We start from the raw sequence: 25,026 nt of genomic DNA on the forward strand, positions 1-25,026 counted from the left end.
AGAAAATTCTGGCTGCCTAGACGGCAATGCCGATGGATCGAAAGACAAGAATGCGTAGGCAGTGTCGAACGCGAACCGACGAGTGGAGGAGACGGCCCGCTCCTACCGTCTAATTACCCAACCCCCAATTGATATAGGGGAAGAGAGGGCGCTTGTGTGTGGGCTGCCAACAGCCATTAAGGGTAAAGCGGAGCGCCGAAGCTAATATACCTCGCGGCTGCGCTTCGCGTCCAGCTCTTTCCCGAGATCGAATTTATCGCCCCAGGCAGTAAACCAGTGATCATTAGAGGTCTGAACAGACGAGAGGCCTGCTGCATCTAGGCCAAAAATCTTTCCGATGTCGTCCTTGGTGGCGGTGCCGATGTAAGGACAGACCACGAGATCGAGCAGCATGATCAGCGTCTCGGCGTCATCGGGGCAATGGGCCTTCATATATTCGAGTTTGGCGATGATGTGTGCCTCCACGAAGGCCTTCAACTTTGCATAGCGAACCTTGTCTTTTATGTAGGACAGCAGGATCGTGATCGAAAAGTGGCTCATGAAGCCCGCCGGGCGAACATAATCCCCTGTGCCATCTTCCTCCTTGATCAGGAAATGACGGAGAAGGACGGAAACCGGCAGCCAATATTCCCGGCCGATCTGCGACAGGGAAATAAGCAGGTAGAGGCTCTCGACCTCGCGATGAACGCTCATCGTGTTCTTTTCGAGCTGCTGTATCACGTTGTCGTGAACGTACTTAAACAGCAGGTGTTTCAGCTCATAGGGCACGCCCTGCACATGCAGGAAGTCCACAGAGGTCGCAATCATCCGGCAGAGGCGGATTGTGTGATTGACCTTCGGGCTCGCCGAGTACGCGAAAAAAGCAAACTCCATGATTGCGAGCAGGGCATTGGAGAGGCGTTTACGATCGCGATCTGACTTGTCGCTCGCAACATAGGCTTTGAAGAGCTTCTCGATTCTATTCTCGGCTATGGCGAAGGTGTAATTCAGCAAATCACCATAGGTGACGCCTGTCTCCTTGATGGCGGACTTGTACCGGATGATCAGATGGTTCGCGTTTATGGCACAGACCAGGTTCTGCTTGGGCGGCATGGAGGGATCGGCCGGCAACTCCTCCTCACACACCGGATCGATCTCGTCAATCAGAAGCGTCGAGATATGCTCTTTGGCCACCGTAATTGCTGTGATGATCGGCTTTTGATAGTGCTTGATCTTCGCTGTGTTGATGTTCAGCTTTTTGGACTTGAGAATCTCCTGGAGCGTCTCGAATATCTGTAACTGCGTGGACTCCTCGTTGTAAAAAACGAAGAAGTCATCTACATACCGGAAAATTTCATAATCGACCTTGTGGGTCAGCTTATTTCCCTCGGCCAATTGCGTGATCAGTTCCGCATCGACCGACTGCAAAATGATCTCAGCGAAAATCCGAGAAAACTCCGGCCCAATGACGATGCCGTTCGTCTCTTTATGATTCAGGTTTTGCATGAGGGCATCGAAGCGGCCCCCGAAGGTAGCCTTCGATTCGTCTAGACTGAATTTTGTCTGATCCTTGCCCAGAACGGCCCAAGGCAGCGAGTGAGTGTAGATGCTATCGAAGCATTTGCTCACATCGAGCTGCACCATCGCATCGTATTTCTTCTCACTGCGGTGGTATTGGTGCGATTCAAAGAAGCGATGGATGTTCCGGTATTTCTGGTAGACGAAATAGGAGCCGAGCTGCTCGTACTCCCGGTCTTCCTCCTCCACCCCTGAAACGGCGTCCTTGCGCTCTTCATGGAGCTTGTCCTTGAAGTAAGCGTAGCGCGACACCGACACTGGACGGCGTATCGAAAACTCGCTGACAGACGTGTGGTATATGATCAGCGCGCTGTGCGTTGCGTAGAAGCTCGCCACGGCAACCTGATTGCGGGGATGCACGACACTTAGCGTGCGTCCATCAAGATTATGAGCGACACGGAAATTGAAAGGGATGGTCGCCATCTGGCATTTGCCGATGGGCACGGAGCGACGCGTCTTCTGCTTGCCCCATTCGGTCACAACCTCGGTCGTGATCACGGCCGTGGGGTCGATTCCGAACAGTAGGCGCATCGTCTGGTCGAGATCGGTCTTATCGCAAATCCAGCGCAACTTGCCCTTTTCGATCTCAATACTGTTGTTTCTCAAGAAGCGATAATAGCCACGATTGGAGAATGTCGGAGGCACCTCGAAAGGCAGCATGTCCGTCAGCACGGACCTTTGCTTCCTGTGGGTAAGCGAGACGCGCCGCTTAGCCATGTTTCCAAGCCCTCACGATCATCTGCAGCTCTCTGGTGCTGAAATTATGATACCGGCGTTGCTCAAAGCCCGTGGTGAATTTGAGATTTTTCAACTGCTTTTGCAGGCTGGTCCGCTTGAGTTCCGCGATGCGGGTCTTGAGCCGTTTATCGAGCAGCTCGAAGCTCGACAAGTCGGTCACGATCGAATTGTTGAAGTATATGCCGGTGACCGCGCATGACTTGCTGTTGGAAAGGCGGGTGTTGCCCGTCAGGAATTTTACCCGTCCGACCAGCTTTCTGAATGCACCCTTCGGGTTGACCGGCTTCTCTCGCCAATAGTCCGCGAACGCGGCATTCATCCGCGCACGATATTTCGCCACCTTCGCTGCGCTCGGGCTGATTTCAAACCGCCCCGGTCTGAGGTGGAAACGATAACCCAGATACTCGAACTTCTTCGGATCGGCGTCGGCCAACTTGAATTCCGACGTTTTGACTGCGTTGTGCGTAAGCCCGTTGTTGCCGAAGATCGCGATGATGAGGTCCTTAAACGAACCAAGATTTTTGCCTACTGGCGGCCGTGCAAACACGGCCACGATGTCATCGACAAACCGGCAATATAAGACCAAACCGGGGATCGCCCGGATCGCGAGGTCCACCGGTTTCAAATACAGTTCGGCGAGATATGCGCTGATGCCAACGCCCCGGGGAACGCCGATCGGGGAGCCGGAGATCACGCCGTATGAGTCCAGCACCTGCTTGACGTATTTCTTAGACGCCGGGCTCAATAACTGGTCGCGATCCAGCTTTTCGACCAAACGCTTCCGGTCGATGCTCTCATAAAATGACGAGATGTCGGTGCGAACCAGCTCGAAAGGAAATTTGCTGCCTAGCATGTCGCGAAGCTGGCTGACCAAGTCGTGACGGTTCGCTTGTTTGACACCGTAGATGTGATGGATGTTACGCTGGAGCTGCTTGATGACGAAGAAGGTCTCAGGGTCCGCGTCGATGCAGAAAACCGGCTTTCCCTTCGGTCCGGTCTTTTGGGAAAGGCCAATCTTGAAGCTTGGCTTTAGGACCTTCTGGCTGATGTCATCCATCAGGGCGTCGATGGCGGATGACTTGGCTGCTTTCAAGGTAACTAGTTCAGCCTTCAACGCAAGCAACTTCGCCTCGAAATCATCAGCCTTCAGTGTGGCTTCGACTTTCCGTAAATCACGAATTTCCTGCACCTTGTCGCGTACAGCGAGCGTGAATGATTCGAGCGTCGGGAAATAGCGGGTTGCCAAGTCGACACCCTTGCGGTTCTCGGCATCATAGATGCGACGGAAGTTCTCCGTGGTGAACATCTGGTCGAGCATCACTGGCGATTCATTCCATTTGATTCAGTTCGGTGGCTGGGCTCGATACCGTGCAACATCGAGCCTGGCTGCGCCATTGAAACGCGATGATCCGCTGATTCATTGACACAACTAGGACGTTGAAAGCTTGACGGGAATATTAACCCGGCAATTGGGGTCGAGATAGTCAGAGATGGGAATTTTTGGCGTGTCCGGAAACTACCGCTTGATGGTCACCTTCGGAGCCGTCGCCGTCCTTCGACTTAATGGCAAAAAATCGCTACGAGTCAAAAGAAAGTCGACACGCGGTGGCAGACAGCGCGCCGGCTGAGCCTCTTCACGGCCCCGCTCCCTCGACGAGTAGCGGGCCGTGATCTGGCGCACAACCATGTATGGCCGTGGCCGCCGTATGACTACTTCCAACTCATGAGCGGTTATGGGAAACCAGTTCCCCCATTGGGCGAAGCCGGCTTTCTGAAGCTGGCCGTCGACATTGCTGGTGTACACAAAGGCACCCACCGGACAGGTTTCTGCCCACTTGCGCAGAATCTGGATTCCGTCGTGCGGCACGGTCGATCGGTACATCGCCAGCCTGTGACCGTAGAAGCCCCATGCGAGCTGTGGATCACGGTAAAAGGTGTGTGGGCTTGCGACTTCAGTGAAGGATAGGCTTCGCGTTACATTCTGAGAGCCACGGCTCACCCTCCGAGGGGTCAAGTATCAGCAGCGAAGTTGGCTCAGACGTGCGGCCTGCCGGAAGCCCCTTCGTGCCGACGCACAATATCGCATGCAGAGTCCCCGTCGAAGTGGCTTCCAGCTCAAGATAACGAGGTTCCGCGCATGCAACTGCCGCACGCTGGTGGCGATCACGTCCCGATGCCTGCTCTCGATCAGTTTCGGTCGAAGTCACTAACCAAGTTCATACACGCGGTCAGAACTTCGGCGTGGCAGCCGTTGCCGAGCGTGCCTGGGTTTGCTCTTTTGCGAATGCACCAGCCGGTTCGGCCCACTGCGCGACCAAGAACTGTGACTCCTTCGGCAACGCTGGATTCGCCATCAGCGCGAGGTCGAATGATGGGCTGGAACCACATTCACCATCGGCAAGGCTTGCGATGACCAGTGTCCCGTCGGGGTTTGCCCACCGCAGTTCGTAAACCGTATCCGCGGGATGGCATGCAACCCATTGCTTTGTCGCCTGATCCTCGACGGCAACGCTCTTTCCAACGGCCTCGTTGTTGTCGATACCGAGCATCTTCGCGCGGCTTTCGATGCCTGCCACCGCATTTTTGTGGTCCGCAGCCAGTTTTTCGCGTGCGCCAATCACGCTGGAGGGTTTGCCGTACCTCTGTTCGAGTGAAACGCGAAATGCATTACCGGGTTGCAGCGAGTTGGTGATATCGGCCGCGCCTATATGTTCTTCGACACTAAGCACCACGGCCTTTGCCAATCCCACAGGCCGGGCACTGGCCCTTAACGTTGCCAAAGTTATCGTCACGCCACCTGCTGAGAGCCGGGTGATTGCCACGTTTTGCGTCGAGGCCAACTGCCGCATGTCATTTTCTACGGCGTTGGTCAAGCCGACGGGCGATCCCGTCGTCAATTCCGGTTGCGCACAAACATCCCCGAGCTTGATGTTGCGAAGCGCAAATGCCGACAGGAGTTGGCTGGTTGCCGGCCGGTCGCAGCCAAACAAAGGACCAAAGAGAGGGCTTCCGCTAGAGGCTGTTGTTTGCGGAAGGCCGATACCAGGATGAGAGGCAGGGGGATCCGCAGGCGATACCGGAGCAGATTGCTGCTGGACAGCGGATTGGGCTGAATGAATCACGCCAAGAATCTGGTTCATCTGCGCGTGAGCAACGACTGGTGCAACGGCCACCAGAACGGCGGCTGAAATTCTCGAAAAATTCATGGTCTCTGGTTTCCTTGATTGTGATCGTAACGGTCGACTGTCAGGCAGCGCCGAGCGAGTTCCACACCCCGGCTCCCTTTGGGCGCCCCGCTCCCAACTCCCCGGAGCACAAAAATTCTATCGTTAACGATGTTTATAAGCATCAAATAACAGATGTTTATAAGACGTGGTTGCAAATGCGTCGTGTCCGCATGCTTTGCGGCATGAGCGAGAAATCGAAAATCCGTGACCGGCGTAGCCCCGTAGCAACTGCTGTGGGCGAGCGGGTCAAAGCGTGCCGAATCGCAGCGGACAAGTCGCAGGAGGAACTGGCGTACGAGGCGTATCTGGATCGCACGCGTGTGAGTGCAATCGAGCGCGGGGTCGCCAATCCCACGGTCGAGACGCTGGCGACCATTTGCCACGTGCTCGGCATTACGCTTTCTGACTTGTTTGAGCCGCTGGCGCTTTCGCTCAAGCCGTTCGGGAAGCATCGCCGGACTACCGCACCGCAGCCCCGGCGTCGGGCTTTGCGCTAGGGTGGCCGCCGCTGCGGCAGCGTTTGCACTTCAGCTACGTCAATTGCTACTGCGCCGGTAAGTACCGCAGAGAAAGCGTCGACTGCCGTGGTGTACTTCGCGTATCGTGGCAAGGTGTCGGATGTGCCGTGCCGGTACTGGAGCCGGGCATTACATGGCGCAAATGCGGCGGGTGGCCCCTCGGCAGGATCGAGGATCAGCAGTGCGTGCGCTTCGAACCGGCGATCGCGCTGGACGCCTTCAACCCCGGTCGCAAGCACGGCGTGATTCTGTCTGTCGCCAACGGCACGGACGCTGCATATCACCAGTCGCCCCCGCGCGAGTTCGTGCTCGATCCACGGAATAGCCTCCCGATGCGAACTGTGTTCGAGCAGCTTTGTCCACAGCCCACAATCCAGATCGGCGACGAACACCACCAGTTCCGAGAACGTCATGCCCTTCGCGAAGACCTCAGTCGTCTTGCGCCATAGCATCGATTCGATCCGCCGTTTTCGCGTAGCGATTTGCGACGGATCGGTAATCAGGCCGGCGATTCGCAACGCCATCGCGACGCAATGACAGGTGCACGCGGCGTCCCATCGACTCTGCTGGCTATGTACGGCGATCTTCGAGCCAGCGGCGCCGAGATGCAAGCCGGGGCGGATCAGCGGATGAAATCGCTGAATGACGAATCCGCCCATAGTTAACACTCGCCGGGTAGCAGGATGACCGTGCTGCTGCGGTCCGCGTCGCTGATGACCCACATTTTTTCCCTGTTCTCACCCAGTTCGTAGGCACTCAGGATTTGCGCGCCTTCGACCACGGCACGATCGTTGGCTGCGCAATCAGCGGCGTCCAGTGTTCCCCAGTCGCCAGCCTGATGTCGTAGCAGGAGTTGAAAGGGGTGGACGCCAGTGCGGTGCATGAGTTCGCGTGCGCCGGGTGTTGTAACGGTGCGACCGAGTGGAAAGAGCGGCTTCCAATTTTTGTTATTCATAGTTCAGGCATCCTAAATTTAAAAGGCGAGCGTTACCCCCGGACGACTTCCCGGTTTCAGAGGCAACAGGAGTGGGAAAACTGAAACGCGAGGCTGCTGCTTGTGCGGTTCGGGACCGCGGAGGTGTTACAGGAGATGGTCAGCGGGTACGGCGACGCAAGACATTGAGGTTGAGATGGGAAATCACCTGTGCGACTCAGGCGGGAACCTCAAAAAACCGTCAATTTCATCTAAAGTTGATGAAAAATACCAAAAATCCGTGTAATGAAAGAGAAATGTAACACAAATTGGCCAGAATTATAAATAGGGGTGAATCACTAATCGTCTGGACCGCTATTTTGCCCGGATCGGGCGTTACGGGGATTCTTCTAGCGTCAGGAATCCCGCTCCGCCCCGTTTTAAGCCACCTCCAGCGGGTCGCAGTCACCCGGCCAAGGGGTTCGTGTGGGTTCGGGACGCCAGCGTCCATACGGGTCGATCCCCGATTCGAAAGCTATTTGAAATATTTTGCCATCGACCAAAGTGGTCCTTCGGTCGCCAAAAAACAAGAAAATTGCCCATTTTTGGTGCGAATCAGGCTATTCGAGGCAATTTTTTAATCTGCAATCCAAAGTTTGTGATTTTTTTGGAGAAATACCTCGAAGCGAGGTATTTCTCGGCCTGCTGGTACTGTCAGAGCGGTTCACTGAGTGTCCAGACAAGGCGCCGTTGCCAGTTTTGCCGTGACTTCCTCCGTCAAGAACGGAGACGGTAGCGTAAACGATTGCCCCGACGGCGCGTGATGGAACGGTGCGTGGAACAAATGGACCTGCTTCCGCGCGCGTGTCACAGCAACATAGAAAAGCCGCCTCTCCTCGGCAACATCACCGCGTTTCATCTCTCGGTAGAACGGAATTGATCCCTCCGTTACACCGAGCACGATAACGTGCTCCCATTCGTCACCTTTCGCGCCGTGGATTGTCGACGTGACGATCTTTGCCCGCTGTGACAGTGCAAGCACGTGTGAGCGCAGTTGCGCAACGTTCTCGAACTGCCGACTCACGCTTTGCCAGCGACCCAATTCAGCCGCCAGATTCTTCGGAGCAATTCCGGCAGCCCGAGCAAGACGCAGATAGATGCGGACAGCCAACACGTAGCGGCCCTCGAACGACGGAGTGCGGGCCGCCTTCGCAAGCGCGCGCAGACATTCGTTGATCACAGCCTGCCTTACGTTTGAGTCAACGATGCGACGAAGTTGGCGAGCATGCCACTCCCGCCTCGGCCTCCGCCCGGCGTTCGCCGTACCGATACAAGACAGCACCAGCTTTAGCAGGTCGAGCACCTTGAACACGTGCGCGTACTGCCGCTCGCTGAACCGGGACTCCGTTTCGAACTCTGCCGCGAGCAATGCCTGCTCTATCAAGCGGACCTGCGCTTTCGTGCGGCCGAGCACAGCGATATGATTAGCTTCGACTCCGCCGCCGATAAGTTGGCTGACCAGACCGACAACCGCATCTTCCTGTTCGATAGCGGAAACGCAACGCACGAGTGACGGCGTGACACCGTGACGGCTCCCTGATACGCGATACTTGCCTTGACTCAGGACGGCGTTCGCAAGAGCCGCATTTTCTTGGGTGAGCCGGAACGAGCGCGTCAGTCCCAGTGTCACGGCGTCACGGATCACCACGCTGGAGACCCGTACCTTTCCGCCGATAAAGCCATACACGGCCTGCTTCGGGTCGCCGAACAGCATGATATTCGGAGTTCGTTCGGCAAGCGTGGCGAGAAGCCGTGCCTGCTCCGCGCTCATGTCCTGAGCTTCGTCAACGAGCACATAGCGGTACGGCAGGGAGGCCGCTCCGAGCATCGCGTTTGCTCGACGCAGCATGGCCGGATAGTCGATGCCGCCAGTGCGCTCGACCATCTTGTCGTAGGCAACGCGAATCGAGCGGAGTTCTGGCAGCACTGCTGCATAGTCCGAAAAGCCTGATTCTTCATCGCGAGCGAGGCGCGCGGCCAGTTCATCGCTGCCGTTGCAACGCGTGACAAAGTCGGCAAGCCGCCCCGCTTCATACCGCGAGGCGAGGTCGATACCGCTCTTTAGCCTCACGCTACGTCGTGTCTTCGGACAACGCTTGATCGTTTGCCGCAGCAGATCGAGGCTGCGCTTCGGTGTGAGCAACATCGGCATCTGCGATCTTGCCCGTGCCGTGCTGCGCACGATGCCGAAACCGAAAGCGTGGAACGTCTTTGCCATCACGCCGGGCGGCAGGCGTTCGTTCAATACGCTCACTGCCTTGTCCGAAAAGGTCAACACGAGAATATGCTCAGGGCGCACACCGCGATCAAGCAAACGACGAACCCGCGCGCAGAGCGTTTCGGTCTTGCCGCTTCCGGGGCTCGCCCAAACAACTACGCGCTGAGCCGTCGTGTTGATGATCGCCAGTTGTTCCTGTGTGTACTTGAAATTTTTCACGATCATTGCCTGCGACACGTGACAGCGTGACAAGCATTCCGGTTGCTGCAGAACGGGCTGGAAGGTTGCGAAAATTCCGGTCGAAAATCAGGCCAGAAAGCAGCGTAAGAATGCAAGAAAACGCTATACGTGTCGATGAAAATGGGTTGAGAGATGGGCGGGAAGTGAGGAAGGGGAAGGGAATATATAGGAAACATTTGGGAGATATATCATTGCCTCTTGCAGCCCCTTCCTGTCACGTCGTCACTTCGCCGATGAACGGCGCATTGTCGATACTCGTCACGAGGTCGCTGATGATCGGGTTCTCGCGCCAGCAATCCTGCAGTACGAGCGCATCGCCGTGCCGGTAGCGATCAAGCAGACGGTTAGCGCGCTTCGTCAGTGCCGTGTCCGAGACGTTCGCTTTATCCGGCGCAAGGCGGTAGCCAAGTTCGACCTTCTTCGGCAACTTGTACAGTGGAAAGTTTGCGCGCCAGAATGCGTGGTGGTCGAAGTCGATGCAGTCGGACAGACTGAGCAGACCGTGCTGCGCCAGCGTCTCGATACCCTGAAACCGGTATTCAAGATGGCAGCACGGCTGGTCGAGGCCGCGGGCTGGCCAAAGCTTGCTGACCCGGTCCGCGTACATGACGACGTTGGTTCCGGTCTTTGTGCCGTCATGCGATGCGCGCCGAGCGAAGTAAGCCGTACCCTCCTTGAACTTTACGGGCTGACGCATGTACTGCACGCGGAAATGTTCCAAGACGAAGTCGTAGATGACTTTGGCGTCGTCGTAGTTGTTCGTCAGCCAGTCGAGCGCGGGTTCTGCGTAACGGACACAGGTGCTGCGGCGCGGCCCGAGCGCGGCTTGCAGTTCGATCAGCGCGCAACGGCTGGGCTGAAGGATTTTGATTTCCGTTTGCCATTCGGGGTTAAATTTCAGAGAGCGGCCACTTCGCATCACCAGCTTTCGGCAGTGCGGCTCGATTACGTGCACCGGAATGTCGGGCGCGGGATGGTTGATCCAGAGCGTAAGGCGGTCGAAGCCGCTAACGGCGCGCTCGAAAGCATCGAGTGCTTCGCGAGTTTCTCTCGGCTCCTTGGTGGGTAGTTTCACTTTGGTCGATTTCATGGCGTGACGGGAGCCGCAGCGGCGACGCGTGATGAGCACGGAACCGCGCGCGGCATGGAGCAGGATCGAATGAGAAGCGGGCGGTCGTGGGCCGCCCGCGCGGATGACTACAGCGCGCGCAGAACCGCAGCGTCAATGGCATAGAAGCGCGTCTGCTTGCCGTCAACACGCACCTGGTACTGCGCCCCGTCGCCGTTCGTCACGAGCAGCTTGCGCTTGCGAAGGGCGTCGAGAACTCGCGCTTTATCGAGGTGGCCGACGACCAACGTGTCGAAGCTGCCGGAGTCGATCAGCATCAGTTCGTTGCCGTTTATGGTCTTGAAGCGGACCTCGCGGTCATTGAACTTTGCGCGGTGATTCGGGGAGCCCGGGTGGAGCAACTTCTTTACAGCATCGACGACCTGTCGTTCGAAGGCCATTTCCCGTTGGCGGCGGTGATCTGCCCACTGATTCACGCACGCGTCCATGACTTCGTCGGCGGCTTTCTTGCTCCACGGGACGATGCCGAACTTGTGCCCGCACGTGAGCGCATAGCGCAACACGGCGAACGAGTCAACGGCGGCCGAAACGGCATCTTCGTTTTGCAGACTCTTCGCTATAGCTAGATAGCGTTCCACGAAGTTAGGCAGGTTCGTATCGGCGTTGCGAGAGACTGCATCTTGTTCGCGGACTACCGCTTCGATGTACGTCTCGACTGCACGGGCGTCGCAGGATGCCGTCGTATCTGGCGAAGTTCGGGCGGGCTTGTTCGCCGCATCCGGACTTGCCGCGTCGATATGAATCTCGATGCAGCCGGGCGGCGGTATAGGCGACGCAAGGTTTCCGGGCGAGTCCGTCTCCGTCGTGAGGATTAGCGTAACCGGCGCGTGCGTGCGCTCGGTCTTGTTGTTGTGCCTTGTACCTTTTGTATCAGTTTCGAGCAGTGCTCGGGCCTGAGCGAATGCCTGCTTGCGCGACTTCTCGCTTACGAACTGGATAAGCACATCGCCCGAGTCCTTGCGGCGCGTATGCATGGTGGTGAGCGTGGTGCCGAACGCGAATTTCGCTAGTGTGGTGAGGCGTTTGGCCTCCAGAATCGGCACGCTGGATACGACTACCACGATGGGGCGACAGTCGAGCAGGTGTACCAACAGGCTCGCGCAGTGAGCCGCCGTCAGAATGAAGGTGGCCGGTGAGCGATCCTCCGCCAACGCCGCCAGTAGCTTGCTAGTGTCGGCGCTTTGCTTCGACTCGGGCACGATGCCGTCGGCGAAAATGGCGATCGGTCCCGACGACGCGTATGCCGTATTACCATAGCGATAGATCAGGCCCACATCGCAACCACGCGACCAGCCACACGGTACGTCATACATGCCGGTGACCAAAGTCGATTTATCGGCAACGGCTGCCAGCACCGAATCGTCGGGCACCACGGCGGGCGGGACGCCTGCCTTGACCAGCGCATCGCGAGCGCGCTTGATCGAAGCGAACACGCGCGTCTCCACGAGGCGGCGGGCATGGTAGCCGGAGCCGTGATCGAAGTCGAAGACGTGACACGGTCGCTGGCCGTGCAGGTTGTACGCGGTGGCGACCATTTCGAAAGTAGGTGGCTGTGCGGCTTGCGCAGAGCCCGCGTTTTCCGGCTGTTCGGCATAGTCGTCGGTGCGCGATTCCGGTACCGGCTCGAGATTACCCCGTGCTTCCGCATCGAGTGGGTCGGGTTTGATCGGGTCGCTCATTGCTCATCCTCGCCAAGCGAAGCGAGGTGGCGTGCGATGTCCGACAGTTTCCAGCCGCGTGCGCGCGGACCGAGAGCGACTGAGCGCGGCAAGAGCCCCGCCTTTTGCCATGCATAAGCAGTCGTACGGCTGATCTGGAAGATGGCGAGCAGCTCCGGGAGGCGAACGATGCGGTCGGCGGTGGGCAACGGCAAGGACGGATTGCCAGACGTCGTTTCACGCACGCCTGCAGAAGCTACGGACGTGCGCGCGGCGAGTTGACGGCGTGCCGTACGCGACAAGTCGTCGTATGTCACTTGACGATTGATCGTCTCGCCGCTAGACGACTGCGCTGGCTGCACGTCGCCCACGAGGACAGAGGAATCAAGATAGGTAGGGGCCGCGCTGGTCGGCGGTCGCCCGAGAGAATTTTTGGAACCCATGGCAAACAGTCTGAGTGGAGGTTCGGCTCAAAAATAATCCAGACGCTGAGAAGTCCTTTATCGACCATCACACACCAAGCCACACGAACATGAGGCTGATATGCGAGCGCGTCTGGGCGCATATGGTGCTGCACACCTGCGAGCATGAATTCGCTAAAACAGGTGGTGATAAAGGGCTTCTGAGGCCTGAAATACTTTGCCCGACCCGATTTCCAAACTGCAGGGTTCTCAACATCGGTCGTATCCACTGACGACCGCGTTAGGCAGGGTTAGGACTGTATCAGTTTTTAAGATGCGCGTAATCCTGCCGAAACCCGACCGGCTGGTCGGGTATTGGTGGACTGAAATTGGGGCATGGTAGGGAGCTTAGGTCGTGGTTGTTCCGGCTAAAGCTTGGAGACGCTGCCCCAAGACGTGCCATGCGTGCTCCATTTCCTCGGCATAGTCGTGCTGCAGGTAGACCCGATCAAGCTTGTCCGCCCGCGCATGGTTGAGGCAGCGATGAACAATGCTTTCCGCGATGCCGAGACTCTGCATCAGCGTTCCGCAGGTTCGCCGCAGATCGTGGCATTTCCATTGCCCACCTTCAAGTAGTAATGCGCTCGTGTGCTCGGTCCGGCCAGGCAAGGGCTCGCGATTCGGACGCTGTCGATCTGCCAGAGCTTTCCCGACCGTCTGGTTGTTCAGCGCAGTGCGGTAGTCTCGGCTAGACGGGAATACAAATTCGCTTTGCTGGTCTTCCGGGAGTTTTTCGCGCCAATCCCATAACGCAGCAAAATGCGAATGCGTGAAATCCGACATTCGCACATTGTGCGTAACGCCAGACTTCGCGTTTTCGGCTGGGATGAGCCAAGACTTGCTGTCGAGGTCAACATGCTTCCAGCACGCAGCGACAGTCTCTCCTACGCGTGTCCCTGTCGACAACATAATCCAGATCGCGGAACGGATTGCGAGCGATAGTCCGGCGTTCGGCATGAGCTGAACAAGCGTTTTGATTTCGGCCTCGCTGAGAACTCTATCGCGTTCATTGTCGCGAACTGGGTCGTAGTTACCACTTACGATATCCTCGGGGCGGATGGCTAGGATATCGCTGCTTGCAAGGAGGCGCTTCCACGGCTGATTCTGGTCGCCCCAGCGAAACATCTGCTTCAGGTCGACCAGCAGGGCGGTCGCTTGCCTGTTTGCGCCGCGATTAGATATCTGGGTAAGGATCGGGCGGATGTCTGCAGCGTACAAATGCGTAAGTGCTTTGGCCCCGAGCTCGCCCAGTACAAATTTCGCAAATGTTCGGGCGATCTCACTGCCACCGTCTTTCCGCCCGCGCTTGCCGCGCTTCGTTGCGATGGTTGGAAACCACGCGTCATACAAGTCTTGTACGGTTTTTGCCTCAGATTGTTGCTGTTCGCGCTGGCGACGTTGTACTTCGAGATCGTCTTTGACTTTCTGTTGATGGTCGACTCCGCTTCGCGCCAGTGCTCGAATAGCCGCTGCCTCATGCCTCGCATCGGCAAGCGATAGATTGGCAGCATCGGTGGTTGCGCCGTAGCGACGGGGCAACGTTATGGTTGTCTCCTTGCCGTCGACGGAGTATTTGACTTGCCAGCTCTTCGTGCCGTCCGTTGCGACGCGAACCCGCAGGCCATCGCCATCCGGTAGGTAATAAGCCTTATCCTTTCTCTTAGCTAACTCAATCGCCCGTACTGTAAGCTTTCCCATGACTCTATGGTGGCCGGCTGTTGCGTTACCGGTATGTTACCGGAGAAGCGCAGAATTTAGCCGAATTTCACGACCCACTATCGTACGATCCCTAATAAAAAATTAAGTATAATCAACAGTATTTTTGGGGTTGGCGTACTTTGCCGAACGTAACCGACCTATGTGGAAATAGATTTGGGATCAGAGGGTCGTAGGTTCGAATCCTATCGCTCCGACCAGTAGAATCGAATCAAGCCCTTGGCCCCGTCATTGCGACGGGGCTTTTTGCTTTCTGGGAGCCGTGCAGACAGACAATTTCAGGCAATACCCCCACCCGGGCGAAACCTCGACGCCACGCGATGCCCCCATGACGATCCCGAGCACTCCGGCGATATGCCTACGCAGCATATTGCCGCCCCGGCCACACCGCGCCCCGCAATTCAGCAACCTTGTCGGCAATCTTCAGAATTTCGCCCAATCGATGAGTTCACGTTATCCTCGCCACTGGGCTACGCCTGTCTGAGACCGACTCCCACTCAGCCACGCCTGATGTGTGAACACGTTCCGGAGTGGTACTGGCCAAGGCTGTACGTCCCGTCATCGCAATTCGCGGTCGTGCCAATCGGCTCCTTGCCGCTTCGGAGATGCGCCGGCGAGTGAACGAGGCGCCCGTCTCACGGTTCACGTAGTGACAGTGCTCCTGTACGGGACTCGTCGGGAGAAGATGGCCAGTAAGCATGCGCGGCGCCAGCGATGACCAGCGTCAGCACAACCCAATCTCGATGAAAATGACCTGTCGTCGCAATGCACATGTTGTCGACGTGATCTGTAGCAGAATTTTCAATCAATCGGACAGTGAGTTGGGTATCGACACGGACCGTCGCTGGGGATTGATATCGATGCGCACGATGGAACCCGGAGAACTGACAAACTGACGCGTGGGTTTGACAAGCCCCAGGCATTCCTGCATATGCACAATTAACGATCGTCTGCCATCAAGGCTCCCGGTTTCGCCTGCCAGCTAAAGCCGCTTTCAATTTCCGCAACGGTGCTGTGACACGCCAGCTAGTCGAAGCATGCAATGCAGACAAGCTTTTCTGAAGCTCGTCGATTCTTTCATTGCGGACGCCGAGCTGTTCGTCTTTGTTGCGAAGCTGCTCCTGGAGTGCCCCAAGCTTTTCTTCGATTATCCATAGCCGCTCTTCCCTGCTACGTATTTCCTCCTCGAGGCTATCTGCTGCCCTGATTAGTGGCGCCGGAAAGCGATAGACGAGATGCGGGTAAGCTTGTTCCGCGTGCAATCCGTTAGCCTGAACCATGTCCTCAACGGCCTCCAGTGCACCCAGACAAGTTGCCTGCAGAGGATCATCGAATGCGAGATACCCTCCGCAGGCATGCATCCTGGGTTGGATGACATCGATCGCAAATTTCACCGCTGAGTAGATATCGCAATCGATATGTGCAAGCATGACCGCGTCAATCGTCTCGAGTAATGCGGGCGCCGTGTCTTCGAACAACCCCTGTACAGGAATCAGGTTAGACAACTGGTGTTTTTCGGCAAATGCACGTAATGCGTCGATCGAGGTGTCGTTAAAGTCACCTGCAAGATGCAGATCGCGCGCGACGTCCGTCTCAGGCATTCCCTGGAAGGTATCGAGAGCGTAGATTCTTGCCGTCATGCCGAGCCGCCGCGCGACATTCGCCATGAAGATCGCCGAACCGCCTTTGTAGCTGCCGAACTCAACGATGTCGCCCTTGATATCCGCCAAGCCGTATTTCATGATCAGAAACAGATTCATGAGCTTGTGCTCAGTAACCAAGGTCAAATCTCTCGCTAGCTCTATGCTTTCCCTATAGACCGGGTCCTGTGCAACCGCTGGGGCAATCCCGACAGGAGAATAAAGCCCCCATGCCCGAATGTAGCCGGCTGTAACATTCCTGCCGCCGACGACATTTCTGGCCGTATTCGCATGAAGTCGACCAAGTGCACGTTCGAGATCCGGACCATGTGGTTGATTCCGGAGAGGGTCAATTGCCTCGAGATAGGAATTCACTGTTTCCGTCACCATGAAAATGGGTTCAAAAAAACTGCTCGATGCATAGAGAATAATCTATTAACGAGCCTGCTACGCAATTCCCCCGCATTCGTGACTGGCAATCCAGACGATCCGAGCCTGAAGAAGCACCCCAATCGGATGAATAAATTTCCGATTTTTTATCCATTACACAGTTTATAAGTACTCCATATACAAATAATTCCGCATAACGAATCATAAATAGAAATCCGTATGCAAATGATTCGGCCGTACCCGCTACCCCCCACCGAAATACCCCGCCGCCTTGTCTGCATGATCAGAGTCAAGGAGGGCCTTGAGTTGAGCGATAAGGCGCAGCAATCCTCGTGTCCGAACCTGTATCCGGCAAGCGTTCACGATGCGTGAAGTGCAGGCGAGATCGATGCGCAGGCTGGATTGTAGGCCTGCCAGAACTGCTGCCGCACGTCAAGGCATTGTATTGATGTTGCCTCGTCGTCGCATCGAGGATCGTCACCCAATGTACACGCCAGAAAGGTAACAGACGCCTTGCCGGTGGTGCTCCGGCTGCATGGGAGAAGAGGAAGGCCTATCGGAAGCGGATACACCGACTAGAGAACAGTGTATTCTGCTAAAACGCCAAATATGCAGCAGAAACGAATTTTGCCCTAAAATATTGGCAGGCTTTTACCTCCCCAGTAGTCGTTCGAAAGCCAGGCAAGAGGAGTCCAACGCGTCCATCCTGGCATGCAAATGCCTGTGTAATGAGCACCTCGCATGCGGATGTGAACTCGACCCTTCCAGCCGTAAAACGGACCTTTGCTGTGAATCGTTCACCGAACCTCTTTCCGATGGATTATTTGCTCGAAGATCCCACTGGTATTGCCATCCGGAATACATCCTTCCGGACCCTGCAGGCCAAGGCAATCTGACACGAAAATAGTCTGTGCAGGTAGCGCTGCGGATCAACGAGATCGAAAGCACTACGTCCAGCAAATTCTCAATGAAAAATTTGAAGCAAGATCTACTCCCATGCATCCCTGAACCGTTCTTTGTCCAGCACGGTGAAAAAGTGGGAGATTATTTTTTCTCTCCCCTTCGAAAATTCACCTTTACCGGGCAGGGCATCAAACGATGGTACGCCCCGCGTCTGGCAGGCCGCCCCGAAGACGGGACGGGATTTGCAGCAACCAACATGGGTAATGCCACCATTGTTTACGAACATGTTGCCATCCCTCCTCACCAGACGGTCCTGGTTGCGCACGCTTTCGAAACGATGGCTACCCGAATTTATGCACCCGAGCCAGGAACTTACTTTATCGCAGTGTCATTTACTCCGCCTATTTTCGAAGGAGCCTATGCTGTTGCAGTCTGCGCCAATGGACATCGAATCTGGAAAGACGATATATCATCTTCCAGCGATCTCTCTCGATATTTTGCGTTTCTTCACTTCCACTCACCGGGTTTTATAGATTTCTCAATAAATATCGAGAAGGAAACGCAGACGGCACCCTGCCGCTCCTTTATTCAATCCGCAATCGTCAGATGCGAAGATAGCACTGGAGTATTGCAAATTCGCTGTGACGATCCTGCATGGGGACACAGCACCAGCGACATCATCGATTTCCACGGGAAAACGTCTTTCCAGCCGGTAGACATCCCTGCCCCAAATATTAGTGTTAGTGAACGCGCCAACATCTTCGAAAAAGAGTGGACATTATCGAAGGAATATATTGAATCTCAATATCGGCGTCACCCTCAAGAATTGGTGGAGCATATTTTAGGCAACGAGGAACCAGCCTCATTGAAATATTGCATTTTCATGATTCCCCGTTCCGGCTCGACCTTCTTGACGGAGCTACTGGCCAGCAGCGACAAACTCGGATTTCCAGGGGAGTCTTTCGTTCCGGACGTGATACGGACACTCTCCCTCTCTTTCTCTGATATTTTTTCTTCCTACGAGCAATTTCTTCTCTCCAGACTCCGCTCAAAAAATGGAGTATTTGGAATAGAAATCGAAGCCGAGCGACTATTGGAAGAACCAGATTTTTTTGAAGATGTTAAAGATTGACGCCACATTTATCTTTGGAGGGAAGATGTGCTCGCCCAATCAATCTCGTATCAATTGTCTATAGAGACCGGAGTTTGGCACAATTTCTCAAACTTATCTCACGATGAAGGCTTCCGTTACATCCCGAGAGAATATTTTATAGATAAAATAAATTTTCTTTTGAGAATGGAGAAATTTTTTCTTGAATTCTTCCAGAACCACGGGATCGATCCATATAAGCTTTCCTACGAAGAATTCATTGCCAACCCAGTCGATCATGCACATCGCATCGCTCAACATATCGGCATAATCGATTGCAACTTCGATATCGTCAACGAAGGCAAGGTTGCGCTGCGCCCTACAGCAAAAGCCCGCAATTCGTACTATAAAACGCTCGTCATTACCGGAGGCGGAGATTTATGGGGCTATGACATACATGAAAGAGATAGCCAATATATAGCCGTTCTTCATGGCGTGGATCTTTCGTTACTGGATACGACAACTGATCGCACCCCCGTTCTTTTTCTCTCAAATAGCAGGGAGGAATTGTCTGATAACGTGAACGCCTACGTCATGAGGCATCTATCATCATTGCCCTCCATATCGACAAGCTTTATCCCTATGACCTGACGGTTCTCGAGTCCGGAAGTATTATTGCCGCCAGACAGAATATAACACTGGCTGCTCAAACATCGAAGCCTTACGTCCCGGCGGATTTGGTACGTAAGGCAACTCCCTCACGCTTGCCGCCCCACCCAGCCTTTCCAGCTTACCTACACTCTCTTTCGAATCCGAAATTAAGCACCCAACCGGCAGGAGCAACGTTCACATCGAAATCAGGTCGATCCACTATGGCGCAGCAACAGGTTCTTTTCTGTATATTATCCGAATTATTATTTTTTACCTTCAACATGCCCCATCCTGGGATTACTGCATCCAAACATCAAGCCAGATACAAGTCCCAGCAAACCTGCCATCAGCAGTAACGATACTCTGCGAGAAACCATATATCAATAAAATAAGGCACCGCACGCAAACATACCGTAGCAGGTAGAATCGCTCAACCCGTGGCTCTGCAAGGCAACATAGATAACATCGACCCGCCTGGCAAAGTTTGATGCCCATACATAATAGGTAAACCGGAAATATTCTGCGATCCAATGAGTAATTGACTCAGTATAGATGAGATCCTCCGGCAACGCCCCCCCCGTAAGAACAAATCCGGAAAAAATGATAAAGAAGAAGGAAACTCCCAATCAGCCGGAGCTTGCGGCATAAGAAAGACGGCCACGCCAGACAGTGGATGCATGAAATGCTGCGACCATCAAGGCGACTACACCTCGCACGGCAGTCAGAGACGGGAGTCTTGCGTATCTTGCATTCATAACGCGATCCTTTCGTCACCTCCATCCAGCCCCCTCAAAACCGCATCAACTCCCCCGCCTTCACGATCGTGCCCGCGACCTCCTCGATCGACTCGCGGTTGTGCATCGCCTGCTCCCGCAGACGCTGATACGCCTCGTCCTCGGTCACGCCGTTGGCCCGCATCAGAATCTGCTTCGCCTGCTCGATCACGCGCAGCTTCACCGACTTCTGCTCGAGCCGCTCGATGTATCGCTCGCGCAGGCGGCTCGCCTTATGCTGGCTCAGCGTCAGCGCAATCGCCATCATCAGCCCGGACGAGCGCACCGGCGACGGGATCGTCGTGAACGCCTGCAATTGCAGCACCGCCTCGATCGTCAACGGATTCTCGTAGCCGACGACCGGAATGATCGGCGGCGACGACGCCTTGCCGAGCCACGCGTAGCGCTGCGACATCGTCTCCGGGCGCACCGCCATCAGAATCAGCCCGGTGCCGTCGACGACGACGTCCGCGTCCGGCCAGCACATGTGGACCTGGCAACCGATGCGCTGGAGTTGCGCATGGAGTTCGTCGCCGTCCTGGTCCTGCGGATGGATCAGCATGACCTTCAGCGAGCGCAGATCCTTCAGCACCTGGGGAGTCTGGACCGGAGGGCGGCTCATTGCCCGGCCCCCTCGCGCGGCGCGTGACCGCGCGGCTCCAGCGTCCACGGCGGCGTGTCGTGCGATACGACGTACGGGTCCGCCTTCACGCGCGCAGGCGCGCTCGCGACGATGTCGAACTGCCCGCGGCGATTCACGCGCCCGATCCGCGGATGCAGATACGTGTGGTTGTTGCGCTCGTCGATCCGCACGCGCCCCTGAGGCGCCTCGAATTCGAGGCCGGGCAGCACGCGCAGCAGCATGGTCGGATCGTCGCTCTGCGCGATCCGGATCGCGTCGGCCAGCAAATGCAACTGGAAATACGCGGCTTCCCAGCACATGTTCGTCGTAAGCGCGGCGCCGAAGCGCGCGTGATAGCGCGCGACGACCGCGCGATTCGCGGGCGTGTCGAGGCTCTGGAAATACGCGGCCGCCGTGATATGGCCTTCGGCGGCCTCGGCGCCCATCTGCGCGACCTCGGCCTCGCTCGTCATCGGGCTCGCGATCGGCATGCGGTACGGATCGAGGCCGACTCTCGCGAACGCGCGGTAAAGCGAGGCGATGCCCTCGCCGACCACGGTCGAAAAAACGAAGTCGGGCGCGAGGCGCTTGATGCGCTGCGCGACCCCGAGGTAGTCGCTCGCGCTCGCGTCGAGCGGCAGATAGGTCTCGTCGAGCTTCTCGCCGCCGCGCTCGCCGAGCAGGTCGGTCATCACGCGGTTCGATTCGCGCGGGCACACGTAGTCGGAGCCGACCATCGCGACGCGCGAGCCGTAGTTGGTCAGCATGAAGCTGCCGAGCGGCAGCGTGTTCTGGTTCGGCGCCGCGCCCGTGTAGATCACGTTGCGGCTGTATTCGAAGCCTTCATAGGGCGTCGCGTAGAAGAGCAGCGCGTTGTGGCGCTCGACGACCGGAATCACCGCCTTGCGTCCGCTCGACATGTAGCAGCCCGCGATCAGCCTGACCCGATGCTCGACGATCAGCGCCTCGGCGAGGCTCGCGTAGTTGCGCGCGACGCATTGCGGGTCGACCGGAATCAGACGAATCTCGCGGCCGAGCACGCCGCCCGCTTCGTTGATCTCGTCGGCGGCGAGTTGCGTCGCGCGCAGTTGCGTCGATTCGGCGGACGACGTCACGCCGCTCGTTGAGTACAACACACCGACCTTGATCGGCTCCTGATGGGAATGGGCCATTGCGATTCGTTCGATGAGAAACGGCACCGTCCGGGCGCCGCCCGCGCCGCGCCGCGCCGTTTCCGGGTGCATCCGTGCACGCGCGTTGTGCGCGATGCGACAAAACCGGGCGGACGACGGCAGCCGGCCGGCACGCTTCGACGATGATGCCCGAGCGCGTTCGCGCGACGCAAGCGTTGCCGAAATCGGCGCATGGCGCGAACCGTCGCGCGAGATGAAGCATCGACGCGAGCGTGCGGCGCGCGCATTGGCATGCGCTTTGCTCTTACTGGCATACGCAGACTTCGGGCCATGTGCATGGCGCGCGTCCCGGACTCCGCGCAGCCTCGCGTGCGAAACAACGGTGTTTCGCATCGCACCGGCCAAAAAAGGCCCGAAGCCAGCTCGTCTGGCTTCGGGCCTTTTTTTGTCCTTCACCCATGTCGGAGCTCACAAGATGAAGAGACGTGCGTTTCTTTCGGCAGTCGGTTCGGGGATCGCGACTGCCGCGATCGGCAACCTTCCGCAGGTGGCCCACGCGGCGGGCGGCGAACCGATCAAGCTCGGTCTGCTGTTCTCGCAGTCCGGCACGATGGCCAACGGCGAGTCGCTGCTGAAGGACATCTCGCTGATGACGATCGACCAGATCAACGCGCAGGGCGGCGTGCTCGGGCGCCAGTTGCAGGGCGTCGTCGTCGATCCCGCGTCGGACTGGCCGATGTACGCGCAACTCGCGAGGCAGTTGATCCTGCAGGACAAGGTCGCCGCGCTGTTCGGCTGCTGGACGTCGGTCTCGCGCAAGTCGGTGCTGCCCGTGGTCGAGGCGCAGAACAGCCTGCTGTTCTATCCGCTGCACTTCGAAGGCGAGGAGCAGTCGAAGAACGTCGTCTACCTCAACTCGCCGCCGAGCAGCTCCGTGCTGCCGGCCGTCGACTACCTGATGAGCGCGCAGGGCGGCCAGGCCCGCCGGTTCTACATGGTCGGCACCGACTACGTGTGGCCGCGCACGATCAACAAGATGCTGCGCGGCTACTTCAAGACCCGGGGGATTCCCGATTCGGCGCTGCGAGAGCACTACGTCCCGTTCGGCCAGTCGAACTTCCAGACCATCGTCCGCGAGATCAAGGACTTCGCCTCGCAGCCGGGCGGCCAGGCCATCGTCGTGATGACCGTGGTCGGCGACTCGATCCCCGCGCTGTTCAAGGAAGCCGTGAACCAGGGCGTGCGGGCGACCGACATTCCGATCCTCGGTCTCGACGTCGTCGACAGCGACCTCGAAGGCCTCGACACCACACCGCTCGTCGGAAACCTGAGCTGCTGGTGCTACTTCCAGAACGTCGACACGCCGCTGAACCGCCAGTTGAAAACCGACTGGAAGAACTACGTGACCACCCACAACCTGAAGCACCGACCGGACATGGTGATCGACCCGATGGTGTCCACGTGGCTCGGCATCCACCTCTGGGCGCAGGCGGTCACGAAGGCGAAATCCACCGGCACCGACGCGGTCCGCCGGGCGATCGCCGGCCAGTCGATGCTCGACCCCGCCGGCTACGAGGTGAAAATGGATGCGTCGAACCAGTATCTGTGGCGCGGCGACATGATCGGCTCGATCAACGCGAAACAGGGCTTCGACATCCTGTGGAAGTCGCCGACCATCGTCAAGCCGGTGCCGTTCAGCCCTTACATCAGCCAGGCATGACGACCCGGCTGCACCGCGCGCCCGTACGCATCGCCCGCCTCGCACGTCTCGTCTGCGCGGGCGGAGCGCTCCTCTGCTCGCTCGTTCCGGCGCCTGCTCGCGCGGCGCCGGACGCGAGCGGTCATACGGCGATCGTGCAGGCGTTTTGCGGAACCAACGGCGACCCTGTCGCGGCGCTCTCGCAGGTCGTCGCGGCCGGCCTGTCGGCCGACGCCGGCGAGCGGCGCTGGGCGCGCGACGTCGTCGATGCGCTCGGGAACGGCGGCCTCGGCTGCACGTCCGACGCGCGCGCGACGCTAACTGTCGACGGCCGACAGGTCGATGCGGACACGCTCGCGCCCAGCACGGCAGGCGCGAGCGTCTCGCCGTACGTGCCGAGCATCGTGATGATGCGGCACCTCGCGGTCGCGTCGGCCGAACTCGATCTCGGCGACCCCGACCGCGCGAAGCGGCTCGCCGCCGCGCAGCAGGTCGAAAAATTCTTCACGCTGCTCGACCCTCAACTCGTCGGGCGTGCGCTGCACGCCGAGCACGACGGCGCGGTCGCGGCCGAGTTGCGGCTCGCGCTCGCGGAACGCGGATTGAACAGCACCGTGCGCAGCGAACGCCTCGCGGCGATCGCCGCCATCGCCGGCGCGCCGAGCGAAAGCGGCCGCACGCTGCTCGCGAACCTGCTTGCCGACGACACGGTGCGCGCCGATCCGGCCGTGCTGGCCGCGGTGCAATCGGCAATCGCGGACCTCGACCGGCGGCTCGCGGTCGGCCATGCCCTGTCGGTGCTCTACAGCGGCCTCAGCTATGCGGGCGTGCTGCTGCTCACGGCGCTCGGGCTGTCGATCGTGTTCGGGCTGATGGGCGTGATCAACCTCGCGCACGGAGAGTTCATCATGCTCGGCGCGTACTCGACCTATCTCGTCGAGCAGGCGTTCCGCGCATGGCTGCCGGCCAGCGCATTCGGCGCATACATCTTCGCCGCGCTGCCCGCCGCGTTCGTCATGTGCGCGATCACGGGCATGCTGCTCGAATTCTTCGTGATCCGCTTTCTGTACCGGCGGCCGCTCGAAACGCTGCTCGCCACCTGGGCGGTCAGCATCGCGCTGATCAAGCTCGTGCAGGTGATATTCGGCTCGCAGAACGTCGAGTTCGTGACGCCGGACTTCCTGAACGGCGGCTTCGAGCCGATCGCGGGGTTCTTCGTCACCTACAACCGGCTGTTCGCCATCGCGGTCGCGCTCGCGGTATTCGGCGCGACGTACGCCGTGATCCGCTACACGAAGATCGGCCTGCTGATGCGCGCGACGACCCAACTGCGCGACATGGCGCGCTGCCTCGGCGTGCCGTCCGAGCGGGTGGATCGGCTCGCCTTCGGGTTCGGCGCGGGCCTGGCAGGCCTCGCCGGCGTCGTGCTCACGCAGATCGCGAACGTCAACCCGTCGATGGGCACCGACTTCGTGGTCGATTCGTTCATGGTGGTCGTGCTGGGCGGCGCCGGCAGCCTGGCCGGCACGGTCGTGTCGTCGTTCGCGCTCGGCGAAATCAACCAGTTCATCGAGCCGTTCTACGGCGCCGTCGCCGCGAAAGTCGCCGTCCTGTTGCTGATCGTGCTGATCATCCAGAAGCGCCCGCAAGGGCTCTTCACGGTCAGGACGCGGGTTTGACGGCGCTCGCG

18 protein-coding genes and 2 pseudogenes are annotated in these 25,026 nt (G+C 57.8%); 5 read left to right on the forward strand and 15 right to left on the reverse strand.

Features of this window, described 5'->3' with window-relative positions:
* Positions 1–201 precede the first annotated feature (201 nt).
* From drt3b to CY652_RS06885, 4 genes and pseudogenes are all read right to left on the reverse strand, one after another.
* Positions 202–2,229, reverse strand: a complete 2,028-nt coding sequence (gene drt3b / locus CY652_RS06870; RefSeq protein ID WP_219723709.1) for an antiviral reverse transcriptase Drt3b — start codon at positions 2,227–2,229, stop codon at positions 202–204.
* A gap of 37 nt (positions 2,230–2,266) precedes the next feature.
* Positions 2,267–3,613 carry an antiviral reverse transcriptase Drt3a gene (gene drt3a / locus CY652_RS06875; RefSeq protein WP_180970439.1) on the reverse strand — a complete coding sequence of 449 codons (1,347 nt, stop codon included), beginning with the start codon at positions 3,611–3,613 and terminating at the stop codon, positions 2,267–2,269.
* Positions 3,614–4,054: 441 nt separating this feature from the next.
* Positions 4,055–4,255, reverse strand: a pseudogene (locus CY652_RS24765) (SIR2 family NAD-dependent protein deacylase); the annotation flags it as partial.
* 268 nt (positions 4,256–4,523) lie between these two features.
* Positions 4,524–5,501: a hypothetical protein gene (locus tag CY652_RS06885; protein ID WP_102129964.1), complete on the reverse strand. Its 978-nt coding sequence runs from the start codon at positions 5,499–5,501 to the stop codon at positions 4,524–4,526.
* Between the two features lie 191 nt (positions 5,502–5,692).
* Between CY652_RS06885 and CY652_RS06890 the strand changes: the two genes are divergently transcribed.
* On the forward strand, positions 5,693–6,019 hold the full coding sequence (locus CY652_RS06890; protein WP_102130125.1) for a helix-turn-helix transcriptional regulator: 327 nt from the start codon (positions 5,693–5,695) through the stop codon (positions 6,017–6,019).
* Here the strand turns inward: CY652_RS06890 and CY652_RS06895 are convergent.
* The 9 genes and pseudogenes from CY652_RS06895 to CY652_RS06940 all read right to left on the reverse strand — a co-directional run bounded on the left by CY652_RS06895 (position 6,016) and on the right by CY652_RS06940 (position 16,465).
* A complete protein-coding gene (locus CY652_RS06895) occupies positions 6,016–6,699 on the reverse strand; it encodes a hypothetical protein (protein WP_102129965.1) in 684 nt (227 codons plus the stop codon). The two genes, CY652_RS06890 and CY652_RS06895, sit on opposite strands and share 4 nt — an antisense overlap.
* A 2-nt stretch (positions 6,700–6,701) precedes the next feature.
* Positions 6,702–6,995, reverse strand: a complete 294-nt coding sequence (locus CY652_RS06900) for a hypothetical protein (RefSeq protein ID WP_102129966.1) — start codon at positions 6,993–6,995, stop codon at positions 6,702–6,704.
* A gap of 682 nt (positions 6,996–7,677) precedes the next feature.
* A complete protein-coding gene (locus tag CY652_RS06905; protein ID WP_180970441.1) occupies positions 7,678–9,450 on the reverse strand; it encodes a UvrD-helicase domain-containing protein in 1,773 nt (590 codons plus the stop codon).
* 235 nt (positions 9,451–9,685) lie between these two features.
* Positions 9,686–10,561: a hypothetical protein gene (locus CY652_RS06910; RefSeq protein ID WP_102129968.1), complete on the reverse strand. Its 876-nt coding sequence runs from the start codon at positions 10,559–10,561 to the stop codon at positions 9,686–9,688.
* A gap of 107 nt (positions 10,562–10,668) precedes the next feature.
* On the reverse strand, positions 10,669–12,279 hold the full coding sequence (locus tag CY652_RS06915) for a hypothetical protein (RefSeq protein WP_102129969.1): 1,611 nt from the start codon (positions 12,277–12,279) through the stop codon (positions 10,669–10,671).
* Positions 12,276–12,575 (reverse strand): helix-turn-helix transcriptional regulator, encoded by a 300-nt coding sequence (locus tag CY652_RS06920; RefSeq protein ID WP_180970443.1) that lies wholly within the window; start codon positions 12,573–12,575, stop codon positions 12,276–12,278. Before CY652_RS06920 ends, CY652_RS06915 begins: the two co-directional genes overlap by 4 nt.
* Positions 12,576–13,067: 492 nt before the next feature.
* Positions 13,068–14,417, reverse strand: a complete 1,350-nt coding sequence (locus tag CY652_RS06925) for a tyrosine-type recombinase/integrase (protein WP_102129971.1) — start codon at positions 14,415–14,417, stop codon at positions 13,068–13,070.
* A 515-nt stretch (positions 14,418–14,932) separates the two neighbouring features.
* A pseudogene (locus CY652_RS06935) lies at positions 14,933–15,058 on the reverse strand (DUF3761 domain-containing protein); the annotation flags it as partial.
* Between the two features lie 333 nt (positions 15,059–15,391).
* Entirely contained in the window at positions 15,392–16,465 is a 1,074-nt protein-coding gene (locus tag CY652_RS06940; protein ID WP_102129972.1) for a TylF/MycF/NovP-related O-methyltransferase, read from the reverse strand.
* A gap of 967 nt (positions 16,466–17,432) precedes the next feature.
* Between CY652_RS06940 and CY652_RS23845 the strand changes: the two genes are divergently transcribed.
* Together CY652_RS23845 and CY652_RS06945 are read left to right on the forward strand one after the other, a co-directional pair.
* On the forward strand, positions 17,433–18,500 hold the full coding sequence (locus tag CY652_RS23845) for a hypothetical protein (RefSeq protein ID WP_146010033.1): 1,068 nt from the start codon (positions 17,433–17,435) through the stop codon (positions 18,498–18,500).
* Positions 18,501–18,506: 6 nt separating this feature from the next.
* Positions 18,507–19,109: a Stf0 family sulfotransferase gene (locus tag CY652_RS06945; RefSeq protein ID WP_102129973.1), complete on the forward strand. Its 603-nt coding sequence runs from the start codon at positions 18,507–18,509 to the stop codon at positions 19,107–19,109.
* Between the two features lie 789 nt (positions 19,110–19,898).
* Here CY652_RS06945 and CY652_RS06950 read toward each other — a convergent pair.
* Positions 19,899–20,504 carry an ANTAR domain-containing response regulator gene (locus tag CY652_RS06950; RefSeq protein ID WP_102129974.1) on the reverse strand — a complete coding sequence of 202 codons (606 nt, stop codon included), beginning with the start codon at positions 20,502–20,504 and terminating at the stop codon, positions 19,899–19,901.
* Positions 20,501–21,676 (reverse strand): transporter substrate-binding domain-containing protein, encoded by a 1,176-nt coding sequence (locus tag CY652_RS06955; protein ID WP_102130126.1) that lies wholly within the window; start codon positions 21,674–21,676, stop codon positions 20,501–20,503. The genes CY652_RS06950 and CY652_RS06955 overlap by 4 nt, the downstream gene beginning before the upstream one ends.
* Before the next feature lie 436 nt (positions 21,677–22,112).
* Between CY652_RS06955 and CY652_RS06960 the strand changes: the two genes are divergently transcribed.
* Together CY652_RS06960 and urtB are read left to right on the forward strand one after the other, a co-directional pair.
* The gene (locus tag CY652_RS06960; protein ID WP_219723710.1) at positions 22,113–23,357 is read left to right on the forward strand and encodes an urea ABC transporter substrate-binding protein; all 1,245 of its coding nucleotides are present in this window, start codon (positions 22,113–22,115) and stop codon (positions 23,355–23,357) included.
* On the forward strand, positions 23,354–25,015 hold the full coding sequence (gene urtB / locus CY652_RS06965) for an urea ABC transporter permease subunit UrtB (RefSeq protein WP_102129975.1): 1,662 nt from the start codon (positions 23,354–23,356) through the stop codon (positions 25,013–25,015). The genes CY652_RS06960 and urtB overlap by 4 nt, the downstream gene beginning before the upstream one ends.
* The last annotated feature ends 11 nt before the right edge of the window (positions 25,016–25,026 follow it).

This window comes from Burkholderia sp. WAC0059 (genome assembly GCF_002870125.1).
In the GTDB taxonomy this organism is placed as follows: Bacteria; Pseudomonadota; Gammaproteobacteria; order Burkholderiales; family Burkholderiaceae; genus Paraburkholderia.